The sequence below is a fragment of the Pseudomonas sp. EA_105y_Pfl2_R69 genome (assembly GCF_963970915.1).
GTDB lineage: Bacteria > Pseudomonadota > Gammaproteobacteria > Pseudomonadales > Pseudomonadaceae > Aquipseudomonas.
Window position 1 is genome coordinate 158,096 of the sequence record NZ_CAXAOO010000003.1, and the last position, 17,246, is coordinate 175,341.

Here is a 17,246-nt window from a genome sequence, read left to right on the forward strand (position 1 = left end):
CGCAGGCGCACCTGCGGCGTGGGCAAGATAAGTAGGGTTATAGCGCGTCAGTCGATTTCGGGGGCACCGCTGGTCTTGTCCTTGCTCGAGGCGAACCTGAGCAGGTGGGTGCGTTCTACCAGGATATACAGCGCCGCCCCGGCGGCCAGGCCCCAGCCGGCACCGTAGACGGCCAGGACCACGCCCATGGTGCCGGCGACGCCGCGTTCGGTGTTGTTGTTGAGCTGCTCGAAACCGACCATCAGGCAGATATAGCCGGTGAGGATCAGGGTCAGCGACAGGGCGATCGGCAGTACCGGTTGGAAGAAGCTCACCAGCGGGAGGGCGAACAGGGCGATAAATCCGGTGATCCAGAAGGTCCCCGCACCGCTGTAGATCGAATCCATGGCCTTGCGCCCGTACTTGTAACGCTCGGCCATGGTCGCCGCGACGGCGGTCCACAGCGGTCCGGCCAGACCCGGATACGGGGCGAAGAAGGCGTGCAGGGCGTTGCGCAGGGCGGTTACCAGGTGCACACGGTCGATATTGTTCTCGATCACTTCATCGGTGCGCAGTTCGTCGGCGCGCTGCATCAGCGACTGGCCGACGATGATGTCGCCGAAGGCGATGATATAGGCGATCACCGCGGTGGGTACGGCCAGCAGGAACACGTCCAGGCCGGGGAAGCCGACGTTGAACGGCAGGTAGTTCCACATCTCGGCGAAGGCCGGCGCGGTGATGCCGAAGCGCACGTCGGGCATCTTGTACTCGCCGACGGCGATGCCGATAAAGATGGCGATCAGCATGCCCGGGACCATGCCGTAGTTGACGATCTTGCGCGCCAGGGGCAGGCGCTCGGTAAGGCCCTTGAACGACACCGAGAACATCAGGTAGAGGCAGATCAGGCTGCCCAGCACCAGGGAGATCGGGGTGTTGGCCAGGCGTCCGCCGGTGGAGATTTCCCCCATCAGCGCGGCGATGCCGGCACCGATGATGATGCCGCCCTTCATCGAGTTGGGGATGATCTTCACCAGGGTGCTGCCCAGGCGGGTGACGCCGAGCACCAGAAAGATCACGAACACCAGAAACTGCAGGGCGAACAGCGCCTGAATCGCTTCCGGGCCAGGCTCGAAGTTACCCAGAAACAGCAGCACCACTGGAATGCCCGGGGTGATCCAGCCAGGCACGAAGGGCACACCGAGCAACGCCGGCAACATAAAGCCCACACCGCACACCACCACATAGGCCAATGCCACGTCGTAGGGCAGGCCGAGGTATTTTTCCAGCAGCGGAATCATCGCCAGGCTGACCACGAACATGATCAAGGCCTGGAGCATTTCCGCGGTTTCCCAGCGGTAATGCACGAAGGGCAGGCGGACCTTGAACGGACCGAGGGGCCAGTAGGGTTGCTCGTCGCCGTCACGGCGCTTGAAAATTTGCATAAGGGTTCTCCGTCGGCCGCCAGGGCCGGTTCTTGTTGTTGTGCAAACGGTGGTCTTGTTCTGTGTGTTGCCTGCTGTGGGAGGCGCTTTCGGCTCTGGCATCCTGCTTCGCTCTACCTCCTGCATCCATGCAGTCGAAGCGGCGACAGTCGCGGCTTAAGCCCCTCCCTCAAAGAGTCAGAGCGTCTTGGCCATATCGCGCAGGACGAATTTCTGGATCTTGCCGGTGCTGGTCTTCGGCAACTGGGTGAAGACCACGGTCTTGGGCACCTTGAAGCCGGCCAGGTGCTCGCGGCAGAAGGCGATGATCTGGGCTTCGCTGGTGGCCTGCTGGTCGACCTTGAGGGTGATAAAGGCGCAGGGCGTCTCGCCCCATTTCTCGTCCGGGCGCGCCACCACGGCCGCTTCCAGCACCGCCGGGTGGCGGTAGAGCACGCCTTCCACCTCGATGGTGGAGATGTTCTCGCCGCCGGAGATGATGATGTCTTTGAGCCGGTCGCGGATTTCCACATAGCCGTCCGGGTGGCACACGGCCAGGTCGCCGGTGTGGAACCAGCCGCCCTCGAAGGCCTCGGCGGTGGCGCTGGGGTTCTTCAGGTAGCCCTTCATCACGGTATTGCCGCGCATAAAGATCTCGCCGATGGTTTCGCCGTCGCGCGGGGTCGGCTCCAGGGTCTTGGGATCGCCGACCATCAGGCCTTCCAGGGTGGCGTAGCGCACGCCTTGGCGCGACTTGATCCGCGCCCGCTCATCCAGCGCCAGTTCGTCCCATTCGGCATGCCAGGCGCAGACGGTGACCGGGCCATAGACCTCGGTCAGGCCATAGACGTGGGTGACCTTGATGCCCATTTCTTCCACCGCGCCGATGACCTTGGCCGGTGGTGCCGCGCCGGCGACCATGGCGTTGACCGGGTGCTCGATGGCGGCCTTGGCCGACTCCGGCATATTGACCAGGGCGTTGAGCACGATGGGCGCGCCGCACATATGGCTGACCCGGTGCTCGCGGATCAGGTGGAGGATCTTCTGCGGGTCGACCCGGCGCAAAAACACATGCACGCCGGCCAGGGCGGTGATGGTCCAGGGGTAGCACCAGCCGTTGCAATGGAACATCGGCAGGGTCCAGAGATAGACCGGGTGGTTGCCCATGGCCCAGGTCATCTGGTTGCCCAGGGAATTGAGGTAGGCACCGCGGTGGTGGTAGACCACGCCCTTGGGGTTGCCGGTGGTGCCGGAGGTGTAGTTGAGGCTGATCGCCTGCCACTCGTCCGTCGGCCACTGCCAGGCGAACGCGGGGTCGCCCTCGGCCAGCAGGGCCTCGTAATCGAGGTCGCTGACGGCCTGGCCTTCGCCGTATTCCGGGTCGTCGACATCGATCACCAGCGGCGGGTGGTCGAGCATGCCGACGGCGGCGTGGATCACCTCATGAAACTCGCGGTCGGCGATCAGCACCTTGGCTTCGCCGTGCTGCAGCATAAAGGCGATCGCCTCGGCATCCAGGCGCACGTTGAGGGTGTTGAGCACCGCGCCGATCATCGGCACGCCGAAGTGGGCTTCGAGCATGGCCGGAATATTCGGCAGCATCACCGCCACCGTGTCGCCCTTGCCGATGCCGCGGCCGGCCAGGGCCGAGGCCAGGCGGCGGCAGCGTGCATAGGTCTCGCTCCAGTCGCGGCGGATCGAGCCATGGATCACCGCCGGGTAGTGCGGATAGACGCTGGCAGTGCGCTCGAGAAAGCTCAGGGGCGAGAGGGCGATATGATTGACGGCGGCGGGGGCGAGGCCCTGTTCGTAGATCGACATGCGAATACCCATGGCAGGTTGTTTGCTCTTGTTGGCCGGTTCGGCGCACGGCAGGCGTGCCGCTGTTTTGGCTTGGACTATTTATAGCTTTTAATAGCTTTATATGGCAACTAAGCCATAGTCTTATAGTATATTTACTAGTGTTGTTTATCGACTATAGCCCTTGGTCGCTTTGCATTCGGACGGTGTTGCCGCGATGCTCGCGTCTGGCCAAGCGCAAGGCCGGCGATAAGGAAGCGATGCGATGAGTGAGATCCGCGTGCAGTTGCACAGCTGGCTGCGGTTACAGCGCGAGGCGTTGCCGCTGGCGGTGCGTGCCGACGCGCTGCGGCGTACCCTGCAGGCCTGCCCCGAGGTGCGTCAGGCGTTCTTTCTCGGCTGGCAGGTGGGCACTGGCATTTACAGCCATGAAGGCGCGGCGGCCCATCTGCCGCCGGGCTTCGGCGACCCCCTGCAGGCCAGCGATCTGCTGTTGTTCGAGCGTTTGCAGGACGAGCCGCGGCTAAGCCTGGGAGAGTTGCGCCAGCTGCCCTGCTGGCTGGCCGGGCGGGTGCGCCGCGCGGCCATCAGCCATGGCCAGGCGCTGAGCCTGGAGCTGGACCCCGGGCAGCCCGGCCTGCTGCTGATCGAGTTGCAGGACGGGGTGGGCCTCGACTGGCTGGGGTTTATCCACGAGCTGCTGCTGGCTCTGCTCGCCAGCCTGCCCGCTCAGGCTCGCGGCAGTGCCCTGCTTGGCAGCGATCCGCAACCCAGCCTGCTGCTGGATGCCCAGGCGCGGCCGCTGCAGTTGAATGCGGCCATGCTCAAGCTGCTCGACGAGCGGCCCCTGCCGGCGGCGCTGGAGCTGTTGCCGGTCAACGCCGCGCAGCTGGTGCGGGCCTGCCTGCAGCAGGGGCGGGCGATCGATGGGGTCGAGGCGCAGGTCGAGGGGCAGATCCTGATCTGGCTGTTTATCCCCGATCCGCAGGAGCGGCAGGTGCTGGCCCGCTGTCGCCTGGCTACCGAGCAGGTGCAGGCCGAGCGCGAGGCGGCCAAGGCCAGCCGGCTGTACCGGCTGATTACCGAGAACACCACCGACCTGATCTCCCGGCACACCCCGGAGGGGCGCTTTCTCGATGCCTCGCCGGCCAGCTGGACCCTGCTCGGTTACTGGCCCGAGGAGCTGCGCGGGACCCTGGTGCAGGCGCTGTTCCACGAGCAGGACCAGCTGCAGTTGGTGCAGAGCACCCGCGAGGCCCTGGAGCAGGACGGTTATCACACCATGACCTATCGCATCCGCCATCGCGCGGGTCACTACCTGTGGTTCGAGACCGCCAGCCGGGCCATTCGCGAAACCTACACCGGGGCGGTGGTCGAGGTGGTCAGCGTGTCGCGCGATATCACCGCGCGGGTGCAGGCCGAGGAAAACAAGCGGCGACTGGCCGAAGTGGTGGAAGCCAACACCGACCTGGTGCTGTTTATCGACTCGGGCGGGCGTCTGACCCATCTCAACCCCTCGGCCCGGCATGCCCTGAATATCGCCGAGGCGCAGGCGCTGCCGGCCCTGGATGCCCTGCTGGCGGCGGACGACCTGGGCGAACTGCAGCGCAGCGGCTGGGCCACCGCCGATGCCTGCGGGGTATGGAGCGCCGAGGTGCGCCTGTTGCCCCTGGGGCCGCGCGCGCCGCTGCCGGTGTCGCTGGTGCTGCTGGCCCATCGCGGCAGTGGCGGCGAACATTACTACTCCCTGGTGGCCCGCGACATGACCGAGCGCGAATTGCGCGAGGCCCAGCAGCGCCGCCATCAGGACGAGCTGGCGCATACCGCGCGGCTGGTGACCCTGGGCGAGCTGGCCTCGGGGATCGCCCACGAGATCAATCAGCCGCTGGCGGCGGTGGTCAATTACGCCAGCGCCAGCCAGCGTTACCTCAAGGCCCTGGGCACTAATCCGCAGGCGGCGGACAAGGTGGCCCAGGGTCTGGAACGTATCACCGAGCACGCCAACCACGCCTCGGAAGTGATCAAGCGCCTGCGCGCCTTTCTGCGCAAGGGCCAGCGCCGCACCCAGGCCCTGGACATGGCCCAGGTGGCCCGCGAGGCGGTGCGCCTGTGTCAGTGGGAGGCGAGCAATTGCCAGGTGACCATCGCCGAGCAACTGGCGGACAATCTGCCGCCGGTGTATGCCGACCGGGTATTGCTCGAGCAGGTGCTGCTCAACCTGCTGCGCAACGCCATCGACGCCAACCGCGAAGCCCATCCGGGCCAGCCTTCGCGTATCGAGCTGACGGCCGGGGAACGCGGCGGCCAGCTGTGCGTCTGGGTCCGCGACCAGGGCCCGGGGGTGGCGGCGGCGCAGCTGGGGCATATCTTCACGCCCTTCTACACCAGCAAGGCCGAAGGCCTGGGCCTGGGCCTGTCGATGAGCCGCAGCATTATCGAGGGCTTCGGCGGGGCCCTGGAGGCCCGGCCAGGAGAACGCGGCGGCCTGTGCCTGGAGTGCCGCCTGCCCCTGGGGCGCAGCGACGAGAGCCCGGGCGAGACAGACAACAATAAGAGGACTAGCCAGTGAGCACGCAACAGCAACAACGGGTCTATGTGGTCGATGACGACCAGGGCATGCTCGATTCCACCGTCTGGCTGCTGGAGTCGGTGGGGCTCAAGGCCTTGCCCTTTACCAGCGGCCGGGCGTTTCTCGACGCCTGTGACGGCCGGAGCCAGGGCTGTGTGCTGCTGGATGTGCGCATGCCCGGCATGGGCGGCTTGAACGTGCAGGAAGCCCTGCGCGAGCGCGGCATCGACATGCCGATCATCTTCGTCAGTGGCCATGCCGACGTGCCCATCGTGGTGCGCGCCTTTCGCGCCGGCGCGGTGGACTTTATCGAGAAGCCCTACAACGAACAGCTGCTGCTCGACAGCGTGCAGCAGGCCCTGAATCGCGCCTCGGCCGCCCCGGCCGCCGATCCGCGTCTGCTCGAGGTGCAGGCGCGCCTGGCCAGCCTGACTCCGCGTGAACGCGATGTGCTGCTGCCGCTGGTGCGCGGCTGCACCAACCGCGAAGTGGCCGAGCAGCTGGCCATCAGCGTCAAGACCGTCGACCTGTACCGCTCGCGGGTGATGAAGCGCATGCAGGCCGAAACCCTCGCCGACCTGGTGGGCATGGCCATCGCCGCCGGGCTGGTGGATGCCCTGCGCCTGCGCGAGGCCGCGCCGACCTGAGGTGTCGGCTACCGGGCTGGCGGAGGGGCTGGCGACGGGCTGGATTCAGACGGTGATATCGCGGCTGCCCAAGGCCAGGGGCCACTGCTCCAGCAGTTGGGCCGGCCCCGGTCGGGCGAACAGGTAGCCCTGAAACTTCTGGCAGCCCATGGCCAGCAGCGCTTCGCGCTGTTCGAGGGTTTCCACGCCCTCGGCGGTGACGGCCAGGTCGAGGTTGGCCCCCAGGGCCAGGATGGTGCGCACGATGGCGGCATCGCTGGGCTGCACGAGCAGGTCGCGAACAAAACTCTGATCGATCTTCAGCTGGTCCAGCGGCAGGCGCTTGAGGTAGTTGAGCGAGGAGTAGCCGGTGCCGAAATCGTCCAGCGAGAGGCGCACGCCGTGGGCCTTGAGCCGGGTCATCTTGGCGATCAGGGTTTCCACGTCTTCCACCAGCTGGCTTTCGGTCAGCTCCAGTTCCAGGCGGGCGGGGTTGGCCCCGGTTTCCGTCAGGGTCGCGAGCACGTCGTCGACGAAGTCGCGGTGGTGGAATTGGCGGGCGCTGACGTTGATCGCCAGGTTGATATGGCGCAGCTGGGGGTGCGCGGCCCAGGTGACCAGCTGGGCGCAGGCGCTGTGCAGGATCCAGCGGCCCAGGGGCAGAATCAGCCCGGTGCTTTCCGCCAGGGGGATAAAGTCGTTCGGCGCGACCAGACCGCGCCTGGGGTGCTGCCAGCGCACCAGCGCCTCGGCCCCGATCAGCTGGCCCTGCAGGTCGACCTGGGGCTGGTAGTGGAGGATAAAGTGACGTTCGCTGAGGCTCTGGCGCAGGTCGTTTTCCAGGGTGGCGCGGGCATTGGCTTCGGCCTGCATCCGGGGGTCGAAGAAGCGCATGCCGTTGCGCCCCGCCGATTTGGCCTGGTACATGGCCAGGTCGGCGCGCTTGAGGATTTCCTCGACGCTGGTCTGGTCCTCGGGAAACACGGCGATGCCGATGCTGGCCGTGCTGGTATGGCTGCGCCCCCCCAGGCTGTAGGGCGCGGCCAGGGCGGCCACGACCTTGTTGGCGACGGTTTCCACCTGGCGTGCGGCCTGCTCCGGGTCGGCGCTGAGCTCTTCGAGCATCAGCACGAACTCGTCGCCGCCGAGGCGGGCCAGGCTGTCCTGGGCGCGCACATGGCTGCGCAGGCGCTCGGCCGCCTGTTGCAGCAACTGGTCGCCCATGTCGTGGCCGAGGGTGTCGTTGAGGTCCTTGAAATTGTCCAGGTCGATAAACAGCAGGGCCCCCTGCTGCAGGCCGCGGGCATGCTTGGCCAGGGCCTGTTGCAGGCGGTCGAGCAGCAGGCGGCGGTTGGGCAGGCCGGTGAGTGGGTCGTAGAAGGCCAGTTGGTTGATCTTCTCCAGGTTCTTGCGGTGTTCGCTGATGTCGGTGGAAATGCCGCACAGGGCATAGATCTGTCCGGCGGCATTGCGCAGCGGCAGCTTGACCGAGAGGAAGGCGCGTTCGGTGGCCCCATTGAGGCCGCGGTTGACTTCCTCCTCCTCCACCCGTTCGCCGAATTGCAGGACCCGGCGGTCATTCTCATGCAGGTGGGTGGCGGTATCGATATCGAAGAAATATTCGTCGGTCTTGCCGATCACCCGCTCGAGGGGGTGGCCGAATAACTCGCAGACCTTGCGGTTGGCGTACTGGTAACGCAGCTGGGTGTCCTTGATATAGATATAGGCCTCGACGCTGTCGAGAATGGTGTTCAGGCGCTCTTCGCCGGCCTGCAGGTGGCGGGTTTTCTCGGCGACCTGGCGGCGCAGGATCAGCGCCCCGCCGAGGGCCAGCAGGAGCAGCGCGCCGAGGCCGCCCAGGCCCCACCAGACCGCTGTAGGGATCAGCAACGTGGGGCGCTCGCCGCCCCAGCGTTGCAGGGTCTGGTAGTAGAAGGAGTCGGGCGCGCCTTGCCAGCGTTGCAGGTGTTTGTCGATGCTGGCCAGCAGTTCGGCATTCTGTCCTTTGCGGGTGGCATAGAAGAGTTGCGCGGGCTGAAACATGATGGGGGTGCTGTACAGCCGGTAACGCGGGGCGTGAAAGTCGCCGAATTGCTGATTGGCCACCACCGCATCGGCCGCGCCACTGGCGACCTGCTCGAAGCCTTGCAGCAGGCTTGGCACGCCGATCAGCTCGGCGTTGAGGCCGAAACTCTTGAGCAGGTCGCGCAGATAATTCTGCTGGATGGAACCCTCCAGCACTGCAATACGGCGGCCTTCGAGGTGCAGTACCGAGGCCAGTTGCAGCCCTTCGCTGCTGTACAGCTGCGACCAGCTGTACAGCGACGGCACCTGGTGGAAGTCCAGGGAGAGGGCGCGGGTTTCATTGAAGGCGACATCCGGCAGCAGGTCGATCTCGCCGTTCTGGGTCCGCTCCAGGCACTGTTGCCAGTCGCAGGGCACGGCGTTCAGCTGCCAGTCTTCCTGGCGCGCCACCTCCCTGAGCAGTTCGCCGAGGATGCCGGAGATCTGGCCGTCCTCGCCCAGCACGATCTTCGGTTCGTTGGCGTACACCCCGACACTGACCTGGCGCTGCTGGGCCAGGACCTGGCTGGCGGGGGCCAGGATGCCGGCCAGGCACAGGAGCAGGGCGGTGCTTGCGCGTAACTGCAGACGCTTCATGCGTGAGCCGGCTTCCATTGGATAAGTCCAGAGCCTTAACGATAGCCAGAAATTCGGGAGGCCGCCGACACCTGCTGGCAATTTGCCAGAAGCCAGGCGTGGCGAGGGCGTGTCCGGTTTATCCGCAGCAGGACAGGCTCCTAGTGCGCCCAGCCCTGGTAGAGGTAGGTCATGGCCTTGGGCCCTTTCAGGTAGCGGTGCTGCAGCTGGCCGATGCTGAAGCCGCCGGCGCTGATCAACGCGGCGATATCGCGGTTGAGGTGGCAGCCGCCGGCCAGGGGTTTCCATAGTGGCGTCAGGCGATTCTGCCAGCGCTGCACGGCGGCGTCCGGGGCCTTGCCGTGCTCGCAGAACAGCAGGCGACCGCCGGGCTTGAGCACTCGGCGCATTTCCGTGAGGGCGGCCACGGCGTCGGGGATGGTGCACAGGGTAAAGGTGCAGACGATGCTGTCGAAGCTGGCGTCCTCGGCCTGGATCTGGCCCAGTTCGAGGGCAATCATCTGCACCGGGATGGCGATGGCCGCGGCGCGCGCCTTGGCCAGCTTCTGCATGTCGGCGCTGGGGTCGACGCCGACTATCGTGCTGACCCGGGCGGCATCGTAGAACTCGAGGTTGAGGCCGCTGCCGATGCCGATTTCCAGCACCCGGCCATGGGCCTGGGGCACCGTCTGCGAACGGGCCTGCATCACCTCGCCCATGCCGCAGGCGAAGTCGATCAGGTGCGGCAGCAGGTAGCGGTCATACAGGCCCATGGCGGTTCCCAGCGGGTTATTCGTCGTTGGCAGCGTCGTCCGGCGCGTCGTCATTGTCGCCGCTGATGGCGGCAAAGCACTTGAGGCGATGCGGGCTGGCGGCGCTGTCCAGCGTCCAGCAGTCGGCCGCGGCGTCGTAGCGGGCGGCCTGCACCTGGGCCAGGCTGAACTGCCATTTGCGCAGGGCGCGGCCGTCCATGCATTCGATGCTGAGCACGGGGGCGTCGCCGCTGCCTTGCAGCTGAGCCTCGTCGAGGCGGAATTGCCAGGCGTGCAGGTCATCGATTTCCAGCATGTCGGCAGTCGCCAGGGCGGCGATCAGGTTGTCCGGGTGGGGGCTCATAAGGTGTCCGTTAGTGTCCGTAGCGGTTAGCGGCCAAGGCGGCGCAGTTGGCCGGATTCGATCACGCGGATGCCGTCGTTCTCTTCCAGGGCCAGACGCCACAGCGCTCTGGCCAGCACCGTGGCCTTTATGCCGCGGTACTTGCCGGGCAGCCAGCGCACAAAGGGCGCGGCCAGGCGCTCGCCGAGGCGGAATTCCTGACGTGCGCCGAGCAGCAGGGAAGGCCGCACCAGGGTCAGTTGCGGCCAGTCCATGGTGCGCAGGGCCTGTTCCATTTCGCCTTTGACCCGGTTGTAGAACACCGCGGAGCCAGGGTCGGCTCCCAGGGCGCTGATCACCAGCAGGTGGCGCGCGCCGAGTTCGCGGGCGCGCCGGGCGAAGGCCAGGACCAGGTCGTGGTCGACGGCGCGGAAGGCTTCCTGCGAGCCGGCCTGCTTGAGGGTGCTGCCCAGGCAGCAGAAGGCGGTGTCTATCGGGCCGCGCAGTTGCGGCAACAGGTCCAGCAGTTCGCCCTGGGGGTTGTCCAGGTGCGGGTGTTCCGCCAGCGCGCGGCGGCTGGGGGCCAGCACCCGGGTAACGGTGGGCTCGCTGAGCAGGCGGTCCAGCAGGTGTTCGCCGGTCAGGCCGGAAGCGCCGGCGAGAAGGATGTGCTGGGGCGTCAAATACATGGTCTAGGGCTCTCCGCTGATATCAATCAGCTTAACAGGCGTTGGCAAAACGTGCGGTGCGGCAGGCAGGCTTTCTCTGCGGGTTATGGACTGGGTGCGGGTTTTTTCTCGGGACTGTTATCCGGCGCACGCGCCTGCTGTTCGCGCAGTTTGCGCCATTGCGCGAGTACCGCTGCGGCGGACCAGATCTGCGGTTCGGAGGCCTCGAAACCCTCGCTCTGCTCGCGTTCGGCGACGCTGGCTCGGGCCAGCTCGAAGGCGCGCTGCAGATCGTCGGTCTGCTCCAGGGCCTCGGCGAACAGGGCGCGGCCGAAGTAGGTGAAGTCGTTTTCCTCCGAGCAGCCGAAGGACACGCGGTCGGCGCGGGCGGCGGTCATGATCAGGGTCTTGTCGTCCTGCAACTGGGGGATAAAACCGCCGGAATAGCAGGCGGAAATCACCAGCACCTTGTGCCGCGCCTTGAGCGGTTCGAGCACCGTCGCCAGGGCGCTGGCGGGCAGGTCGTTGAGTTGCAGGCGCGGCTGGTCGAGGTTCAGCTGGTGGTCCGCCGAGCCGTGGCTGGTCAGGTAGATAAAGATCAGGTCTTCCGGACCGCTGCGCTCGGCCAGGGTCTGCACCGCACGGCTGAGGTTTTCCCGGGTGGCCAGGGGGCGTTCGGCCAGGTGGTCGCGGTGGTTGACCAGAGTGATGCGACCATGGGCGGCGAAGCGTTCGTCGAGCAGCTTGGCGACGTAATCGGCTTCGCGCATAAACACGCTCTGCTTGCCGTCGCCGGCCAGGGTCAGGGCATAGAGTTCGATGGCCGGGGTCGAGGCGGGCAGGGCCGCGAGGGCGGCATCGAGCAGGCGGCCCTGTTCCAGCAGGCCGACCTCCAGCGGGTCGGGCAGCAGCACGTCCTGCTCGTCGCGCAGGCGCTGGCCGGCCTGCCAGGTGCCGCCGAGGCTGCGCCCGTCAGTCAGGGTCAGGCGGCCTTCGCCGTTGTATCGGTCGCGGGCGAAACGGCCCTGGTAGACGCTGCCGTCGGCCAGGCGCAAACGACCCTCGCCGTGGTAGCGCCAGTCGCGGAACTGACCCTGGTAGAGGCTGCCGTCGCTGCCGTGGAATTCGCCGGCTCCGCTCAGGCTGCCGCGCACGAAGTGGCCGCTCCAGACATCGCCGTCCACGCTCTGGTAGCGGCCCTTGCCGTGGAACTGGGTGTCGAGAAATTCGCCGCTGTAGTGATCGCCCTCCGGGCTGGTGAAGCTGCCCGGGCCCTTGAGCTGGCCCTGTTCGAACTGACCGCTGAACTGGTTGCCCTCCGCGTCGAGCAGGACGCCCTGACCGTGGGGTTCGCCGCGGCTGAACTGGCCCTGGTAGCTGCTGCCGTCGAGCCATTCCAGCTTGCCCGGGCCGTGGTACAGGCCGTGTTTGAATGTGCCGCTGTAGTTCAGCTCGGCGCTGCTGAAGCGGCCTTCGCCGCTTGGCTGGCCGGCACTGAACGCGCCCTGGTAATGGCTGCCGTCGCGGTGCTGCAGGCGGCCCTGGCCGTGGAAGCTGCCGTGATGGAATTCGCCGCTGTAGTGTTCGCCATCGACCCCGTGCCACTCGCCTGCGCCGTGGAACAGGCCGTCCTTGAACTCGCCCTGGTAATAGTTGCCATTGCGGTAGTCCAGGCGGCCCTGACCTTGCAACAGGCCATCGACCAGTTCGCCGCGGTAGCGGCTGCCATCGGGCAGCACGGCGTCTGCCGGCAGCCAGGGTTCGCCGCTGCCGCAGGCGCTCAGCAGCAGGGCGAGGCTCAGCGGAGCCAGGTGAACGAGGCGGCGCATGACAAACATCCAGAGCGATAGGTTGTGGGCGAGTATGCCTTAAAGGCAAAGCTGCAGGCCAAGAAGCAAGGCGCGTGAGCCGAGGATCGCGCGCCTGTTTGTTGCGGGCGGGGTCAGACGAAGCAGAGGGTCAGGGGTTCGGCGATATAGGCCGGTTTTTCCGAGCCTTCGATTTCCAGCACGGCCTTGGCCTTGAGCAGCCACTGGCCCGGATTCTTCTCGTTGGCGTCGGTCAGGGTGACCACCAGGCGCACCTTGGAGTTGACCTTGACCGGCTGGATAAAGCGCACGCTGTCCAGGCCGTAGTTGACGGCCATCTTCAGGCCCTGGGGCATGATCATGATGCCTTCCATCAGCTTGGGGACCAGCGACAGCGAGAGGAAACCGTGGGCGATGGTGGTGCCGAAGGGGGTGAGCTTGGCTTTTTCCGGGTCGACGTGAATGAACTGGTGATCGCCCGTGCATTCGGCAAACTGATTGATGCGTTCCTGGTCGATGGTCATCCAGTCGGAACGACCGAGTTCTTTGCCGATATAGCTTTGCAGTTCTGCGGTGGGTACTAAGGGCATGGTTTCTCCTTGAAGACGCGGGTTTTGTTGTTTTTCGGGGTGCGTAAATCCTTCTGCCCTAAGATCATCATGGCTGCGCTTCGCGGTCAAGAGGCTTGTGGGCACTCGCGCGGAGGCTCTGAAACGCCCGTGCGGCCGCTGTAAACCGGTCGTTGCGCGGCGCTTCTGCTTATAATGCGCGGCAGTGCACCTAGGCATTATACGATTCGGAGATTGTCCATCATGCTGCTTCGCGGCCTTTCCTGGCTGGTGCTTTGTCAGCTGCTCGGCACTGTCATCAATGTCCTGCTCCTGCCGATGTTGCCGGGGCCGATCATCGGCATGCTGCTGCTGTTTACCTTCCTGCTGTTGCGCGGCGAGGTGGGCGAGTCCCTGCATCTGGCCTCCAGCAGTCTGCTGAAATACCTGCCCTTGCTGCTGGTGCCGCCGGCGGTCGGGGTCATGGCCTACGCCGAGGCCATCGCCGCGGATTTCTGGGCGGTGGTGGGGGCCTTGCTGCTGTCGCTGCTGGTGTCGGTGGTATTCGCCGGCTGGCTGATGCAGAAACTGATCGACCGCCAGCAGCGCCGGGAGGCCCCATGACCCTGGAATGGCACGCCGCCTGGCAGGCGCTGATCCATCACCCGCTGTTCGGTGTGGGCATTACCCTGGGGGTTTATCAGCTGGCCATTGCCGGGTACGAGCGCACCCGTTGGGTGCTTCTCCAGCCGGTGCTGGTGTCGATGCTGGCGGTGATCGGGATTCTCCTGGTCTGCGGACTGAGCTTCGCCGAATACCGCGACAGCGTTGCCCCCCTGACCCTGTTCCTCGGTCCCGCCACCGTGGCCCTGGCGGTGCCGCTGTTTCTCAACCTGCGGCGGATTCGTCAGCTGTTCTGGCCGACCCTGATCACCCTGCTGGTTGCCGGGGTGTTCGCCACTGTCATGGGGGTGAGCCTGGCCTGGGCTTTCGGGGCCGAGCAGATCATGTTGATGAGCATGGCACCCAAGTCGGTGACCTCGCCGATTGCCATGCTGGTGGCCAGCCAGATCGGCGGCATCGCCGCACTGGCGGCGGTGTTCGTGATGCTGACCGGGGTGATCGGCGCAATAGTCGGGCCCTCTCTGCTCAAACGCTGCGGCGTTCGTCATCAGGCCGCCCTGGGCATGGCGCTGGGGCTGACGGCCCATGCCGTGGGCACCGCCCGGGCCCTGCAGGAAAGCGAGGAGTGCGGGGCCTTTGCGGCCCTGGCAATGAGCCTGATGGGCGTGTTCACCGCGGTCTTGCTGCCGCTGGCGATTCTGTTGTGGCTATAAGGAGGTGCCTATGACCCTGCCGCTTTTTCCACTCAATACCGTGCTGTTTCCCGGCTGTACGCTGGATTTGCAGATCTTCGAGGCGCGTTATCTGGACATGATCAGCCGTTGCATGAAACAGGGCGAGGGCTTTGGCGTGGTCTGCATCCTCGAGGGTGCCGAGGTGGGCGAGGCGGCCGGGCAGTTTGCGGCGATCGGCTGCGAGGCGCTGATCCGCGACTTCCAGCAGCTGCCCAACGGCCTGCTGGGCATTCGTGTCGAGGGCGGGCGGCGCTTGCGGGTGCTGCGTGCCCAGGTGCTGCCCGACCAGCTGACGGTCGCCGAGGTCGAGTGGTTGGAGGAAGAGACCGAGCAGCCGCTGTTGGGTGAGCATGCCGATCTGGCCGCCTTGCTCGGTGCCCTGAGCGAGCACCCCATGGTGGCCGCCCTGGGCATGCAGGCCGAGCCCGTGGGGCAGGCCGCGCTGGCCAACCAGCTGGCTTATCTGTTGCCGCTGGAGGCCGAACAGAAGCTGCAGCTGCTGGCGCTGGATCAGCCGCTGCAGCGACTCGACCTGCTGCATGAGTTGCTGGAGCAGTTGCAGGGCCAGGCGGGCGCGACTCAGTAGGCGTAGCGCAACAGCTCGGCCGACCACTGCCAGGTGGCAATGCCGCCGAGCAGGCCCAGGCTGGCCGGCAGCAGCAACCACCAGAGTCTGGCCGGTAGCGCCGGCAGTGGCGTGCGCCATTCCACCAGGGCCAGGCTCAGGGCGCAAAAACTGGCGGCCAGCACGGCCCCGGCGATGATATCGCTGGGCCAGTGCACGCCCAGGTAGATCCGCGAGCCGGCGATGGTCAGCGCCGGCAGGCTGCCCAGCAGCAACCAGGCCAGGCGCATGCGCGGCGGCTGACCGCGGCCGGCCAGCAGCGCCAGCACCAGGCAGAAGGCAAAGGCCGCCGAGCTGTGGCCGCTGGGGAAGCTGAAGCTGTTCAGCGGCTCCAGCAGCACCTCGGGACGGCTGCGGGCGAAGAAGGTTTTCAGGGTGCCATTGGCCAGCGCCGTGCCGAGCAGCGCGGGGAAGGCAAAACTCAGCGCCCGCCACTGGCGGCCGAGCAGCAGCAACAGGCACAGCAACGCGGCGGCGGCCAGCTGGGTGTGGAAGTCGCCGAGGCGGGTGATCAGCACCATCGGGCTGTCCAGCGCTGTGCTGCGTTGCGCCTGGATCAGGGCCAGCAAACCCTGGTCGAGTTGGCTCAGGTGCGGCCAGCCGAGCATCAGGCCGAGCAACAGCAGCAGGCCGCAGGCGGCCGCGAGCAGGCTGGCATGGCGTTGGCCGCTCAGGCTGCTGTGGCAGCTCAGGGCGACGCCCAGGGCCATCGCGCCGCCTATGGCCGCCGCCTGCGGCCAGAAGCCCGGCGGCAGCGGCAGGCGTAGCGCCGCACCGGTGGCCCAGCCGGGCAGCAGGTAGGCGACGACCCAGCCGGCCGAGGCCAGCAGGCTGACCAGAATAAAGCGCCCCGCGGGCATGTCGAACATGCCGGCCACCATCGGCAGCATGGGCCTGAGCGGGCCGATAAAGCGCCCGACCAGCAGGCTGGCGACGCCGTAGCGCTGAAAGTAGCCGTGGGCCCCGGCCAGCCACTGCGGGTTGTGGCGCAGCCCGGGCAGGCGGCGAATGTCCTGGTGGAAATAGCGCCCGCAGGCGTAGGACAGGCAGTCGCCCAGCACGCCGCCGCAGTAGGCCAGCAGCAGGGTTTCACCGAGGCTCAGGGCTCCGCTGCCAGCCAGCACGGCGACGCCGAACAGCAGAGCGACCCCAGGCACCAGGATGCCGACAATCGCCAGGCATTCGACGCAGGCGATCAGGAAGATCGCCAGGCCCAGCCATTGCGGGTTGCTACCGAGCCATAGGCTCAGGCTGTCGAACCACTGGCTCATAGCGGTGCGTCCCAGGGGGCGAGGAGGTGGAAGTCGCGGCCGGCGACTTGGCCGCGGCGCAGCGGATTGCGCGTGCAGTAACGGGCCAGGTCGGCGTCGACGAAACGGTAGGGCAGCTGTTCGTCGCGGCCCAGCGGGATGCCCAGGCGCGTGCATTGCACCACCTGGGCGGGGCGGATGCCCAGGTCCTCGACAAACAGGCGCTGGGGGTCGAAGCGCTGGCCGTTCCAGTCCGGCACCTTGAGGCCCATGGCCCGGCACAGCAGGGTCTGGCCGGCGCAGAGCGTTTCCGTGGGACGTGCCCGGCCCTGGGCGTCCGGGTTGTTGGCCTGCATCTGCGCCAGGCTGGCGGCGTCCGAATGGGTATCCAGCCAGGGCTGGGCGGACTTGATCAGCACCGCGTTGCCGGGGCCCCTGGCGCTGAAGTTCAGCGAGTCGCCGCCGCGGGCGTAATACATATAGATATGCCCGCCCTCGGCGAACAGCGCGCGGCGCTTATGGGTATAACCGAGGGAGGCGTGGCTGCCTCTTTCCGCCAGATAATAGGCTTCGGTCTCGATGATCCGTACGCTCAGCCAGCGTTCGCCGTGCTTGTGGCGGATCACCTTGCCGAGCAGTTCACGGGCGAGCAGGCGGGCATCGCGGTCGAAGAACGCGTCGTCGAGCGCGCGTCCCTGGGGCCAGGGCAAACTAAGGTTGGGTTCGTGTGGCATCCGGTGTCACTGGTGGGCTGCAGGGCATAGGCTGGGGGTCTGTTACCGCTTCATTCGTGGCCGCGCCGGAGCCTGTTTTAGCGCGAAACCAGGCACGAGACACGATGTTTGGTGCTTCAAATGAG

General features: G+C 66.5%; 15 protein-coding genes. 5 read left to right on the forward strand and 10 right to left on the reverse strand.

Going from position 1 to position 17,246, the window contains the following annotated elements; translation table 11 throughout:
• Positions 1 to 47 precede the first annotated feature (47 nt).
• Together AACY13_RS10070 and AACY13_RS10075 are read right to left on the reverse strand one after the other, a co-directional pair.
• Entirely contained in the window at positions 48 to 1,421 is a 1,374-nt protein-coding gene (locus AACY13_RS10070; protein WP_339461185.1) for a solute carrier family 23 protein, read from the reverse strand.
• A gap of 177 nt (positions 1,422 to 1,598) precedes the next feature.
• A complete protein-coding gene (locus tag AACY13_RS10075; RefSeq protein ID WP_339461187.1) occupies positions 1,599 to 3,221 on the reverse strand; it encodes an acyl-CoA synthetase in 1,623 nt (540 codons plus the stop codon).
• Positions 3,222 to 3,465: 244 nt separating this feature from the next.
• Here AACY13_RS10075 and AACY13_RS10080 point away from each other — a divergent pair, with 244 nt between their 5' ends.
• Together AACY13_RS10080 and AACY13_RS10085 are read left to right on the forward strand one after the other, a co-directional pair.
• Positions 3,466 to 5,769, forward strand: a complete 2,304-nt coding sequence (locus tag AACY13_RS10080) for a PAS domain-containing sensor histidine kinase (RefSeq protein ID WP_339461188.1) — start codon at positions 3,466 to 3,468, stop codon at positions 5,767 to 5,769.
• Positions 5,766 to 6,416: a response regulator transcription factor gene (locus tag AACY13_RS10085; protein WP_339461189.1), complete on the forward strand. Its 651-nt coding sequence runs from the start codon at positions 5,766 to 5,768 to the stop codon at positions 6,414 to 6,416. Before AACY13_RS10080 ends, AACY13_RS10085 begins: the two co-directional genes overlap by 4 nt.
• Positions 6,417 to 6,461: 45 nt before the next feature.
• Here AACY13_RS10085 and AACY13_RS10090 read toward each other — a convergent pair whose 3' ends face one another.
• The 6 genes from AACY13_RS10090 to AACY13_RS10115 all read right to left on the reverse strand — a co-directional run bounded on the left by AACY13_RS10090 (position 6,462) and on the right by AACY13_RS10115 (position 13,196).
• Entirely contained in the window at positions 6,462 to 9,056 is a 2,595-nt protein-coding gene (locus AACY13_RS10090; RefSeq protein WP_339461190.1) for an EAL domain-containing protein, read from the reverse strand.
• 140 nt (positions 9,057 to 9,196) lie between these two features.
• Positions 9,197 to 9,808 (reverse strand): class I SAM-dependent methyltransferase, encoded by a 612-nt coding sequence (locus tag AACY13_RS10095; protein ID WP_339461191.1) that lies wholly within the window; start codon positions 9,806 to 9,808, stop codon positions 9,197 to 9,199.
• Positions 9,809 to 9,824: 16 nt separating this feature from the next.
• Positions 9,825 to 10,151: a DUF5629 family protein gene (locus AACY13_RS10100; protein WP_339461192.1), complete on the reverse strand. Its 327-nt coding sequence runs from the start codon at positions 10,149 to 10,151 to the stop codon at positions 9,825 to 9,827.
• A 26-nt stretch (positions 10,152 to 10,177) separates the two neighbouring features.
• The gene (locus AACY13_RS10105) at positions 10,178 to 10,819 is read right to left on the reverse strand and encodes an oxidoreductase (RefSeq protein ID WP_339461193.1); all 642 of its coding nucleotides are present in this window, start codon (positions 10,817 to 10,819) and stop codon (positions 10,178 to 10,180) included.
• Positions 10,820 to 10,902: 83 nt separating this feature from the next.
• The gene (locus tag AACY13_RS10110; protein WP_445262560.1) at positions 10,903 to 12,636 is read right to left on the reverse strand and encodes a C13 family peptidase; all 1,734 of its coding nucleotides are present in this window, start codon (positions 12,634 to 12,636) and stop codon (positions 10,903 to 10,905) included.
• Between the two features lie 104 nt (positions 12,637 to 12,740).
• Positions 12,741 to 13,196, reverse strand: coding sequence for a MaoC family dehydratase (locus AACY13_RS10115; RefSeq protein WP_339461196.1), 456 nt, complete (start codon positions 13,194 to 13,196; stop codon positions 12,741 to 12,743).
• Positions 13,197 to 13,418: 222 nt separating this feature from the next.
• Between AACY13_RS10115 and AACY13_RS10120 the strand changes: the two genes are divergently transcribed.
• Genes AACY13_RS10120 through AACY13_RS10130 form a run of 3 tightly spaced genes read left to right on the forward strand, consistent with a single transcriptional unit; the run spans position 13,419 to position 15,098 of the window.
• The gene (locus tag AACY13_RS10120) at positions 13,419 to 13,778 is read left to right on the forward strand and encodes a CidA/LrgA family protein (protein WP_339461198.1); all 360 of its coding nucleotides are present in this window, start codon (positions 13,419 to 13,421) and stop codon (positions 13,776 to 13,778) included.
• Between the two features lie 2 nt (positions 13,779 to 13,780).
• Positions 13,781 to 14,491, forward strand: a complete 711-nt coding sequence (locus tag AACY13_RS10125; RefSeq protein WP_339461795.1) for an LrgB family protein — start codon at positions 13,781 to 13,783, stop codon at positions 14,489 to 14,491.
• 10 nt (positions 14,492 to 14,501) lie between these two features.
• Complete coding sequence (locus AACY13_RS10130; protein WP_339461200.1) at positions 14,502 to 15,098, forward strand: LON peptidase substrate-binding domain-containing protein; 597 nt, start codon at positions 14,502 to 14,504, stop codon at positions 15,096 to 15,098.
• Here the strand turns inward: AACY13_RS10130 and AACY13_RS10135 are convergent.
• Positions 15,092 to 16,408, reverse strand: a complete 1,317-nt coding sequence (locus AACY13_RS10135) for a bifunctional DedA family/phosphatase PAP2 family protein (protein WP_339461202.1) — start codon at positions 16,406 to 16,408, stop codon at positions 15,092 to 15,094. The genes AACY13_RS10130 and AACY13_RS10135 overlap by 7 nt on opposite strands.
• Positions 16,405 to 17,121, reverse strand: coding sequence for a DNA-3-methyladenine glycosylase (locus AACY13_RS10140; protein ID WP_339461204.1), 717 nt, complete (start codon positions 17,119 to 17,121; stop codon positions 16,405 to 16,407). The genes AACY13_RS10135 and AACY13_RS10140 overlap by 4 nt, the downstream gene beginning before the upstream one ends.
• Positions 17,122 to 17,246 lie beyond the last annotated feature (125 nt).

Excerpts from the sequence above, each read along its gene's own strand:
- AACY13_RS10070 (WP_339461185.1), bottom strand. The coding sequence starts at position 1,421 with ATGCAAATTTTCAAGCGCCGTGACGGCGACGAGCAACCCTACTGGCCC.
- AACY13_RS10075 (WP_339461187.1), bottom strand. The coding sequence starts at position 3,221 with ATGTCGATCTACGAACAGGGCCTCGCCCCCGCCGCCGTCAATCATATC.
- AACY13_RS10080 (WP_339461188.1), top strand. The coding sequence starts at position 3,466 with ATGAGTGAGATCCGCGTGCAGTTGCACAGCTGGCTGCGGTTACAGCGC.
- AACY13_RS10090 (WP_339461190.1), bottom strand. The coding sequence starts at position 9,056 with ATGAAGCGTCTGCAGTTACGCGCAAGCACCGCCCTGCTCCTGTGCCTG.
- AACY13_RS10095 (WP_339461191.1), bottom strand. The coding sequence starts at position 9,808 with ATGGGCCTGTATGACCGCTACCTGCTGCCGCACCTGATCGACTTCGCC.
- AACY13_RS10100 (WP_339461192.1), bottom strand. The coding sequence starts at position 10,151 with ATGAGCCCCCACCCGGACAACCTGATCGCCGCCCTGGCGACTGCCGAC.
- AACY13_RS10105 (WP_339461193.1), bottom strand. The coding sequence starts at position 10,819 with ATGTATTTGACGCCCCAGCACATCCTTCTCGCCGGCGCTTCCGGCCTG.
- AACY13_RS10110 (WP_445262560.1), bottom strand. The coding sequence starts at position 12,636 with ATGTTTGTCATGCGCCGCCTCGTTCACCTGGCTCCGCTGAGCCTCGCC.
- AACY13_RS10115 (WP_339461196.1), bottom strand. The coding sequence starts at position 13,196 with ATGCCCTTAGTACCCACCGCAGAACTGCAAAGCTATATCGGCAAAGAA.
- AACY13_RS10120 (WP_339461198.1), top strand. The coding sequence starts at position 13,419 with ATGCTGCTTCGCGGCCTTTCCTGGCTGGTGCTTTGTCAGCTGCTCGGC.
- AACY13_RS10130 (WP_339461200.1), top strand. The coding sequence starts at position 14,502 with ATGACCCTGCCGCTTTTTCCACTCAATACCGTGCTGTTTCCCGGCTGT.
- AACY13_RS10135 (WP_339461202.1), bottom strand. The coding sequence starts at position 16,408 with ATGAGCCAGTGGTTCGACAGCCTGAGCCTATGGCTCGGTAGCAACCCG.
- AACY13_RS10140 (WP_339461204.1), bottom strand. The coding sequence starts at position 17,121 with ATGCCACACGAACCCAACCTTAGTTTGCCCTGGCCCCAGGGACGCGCG.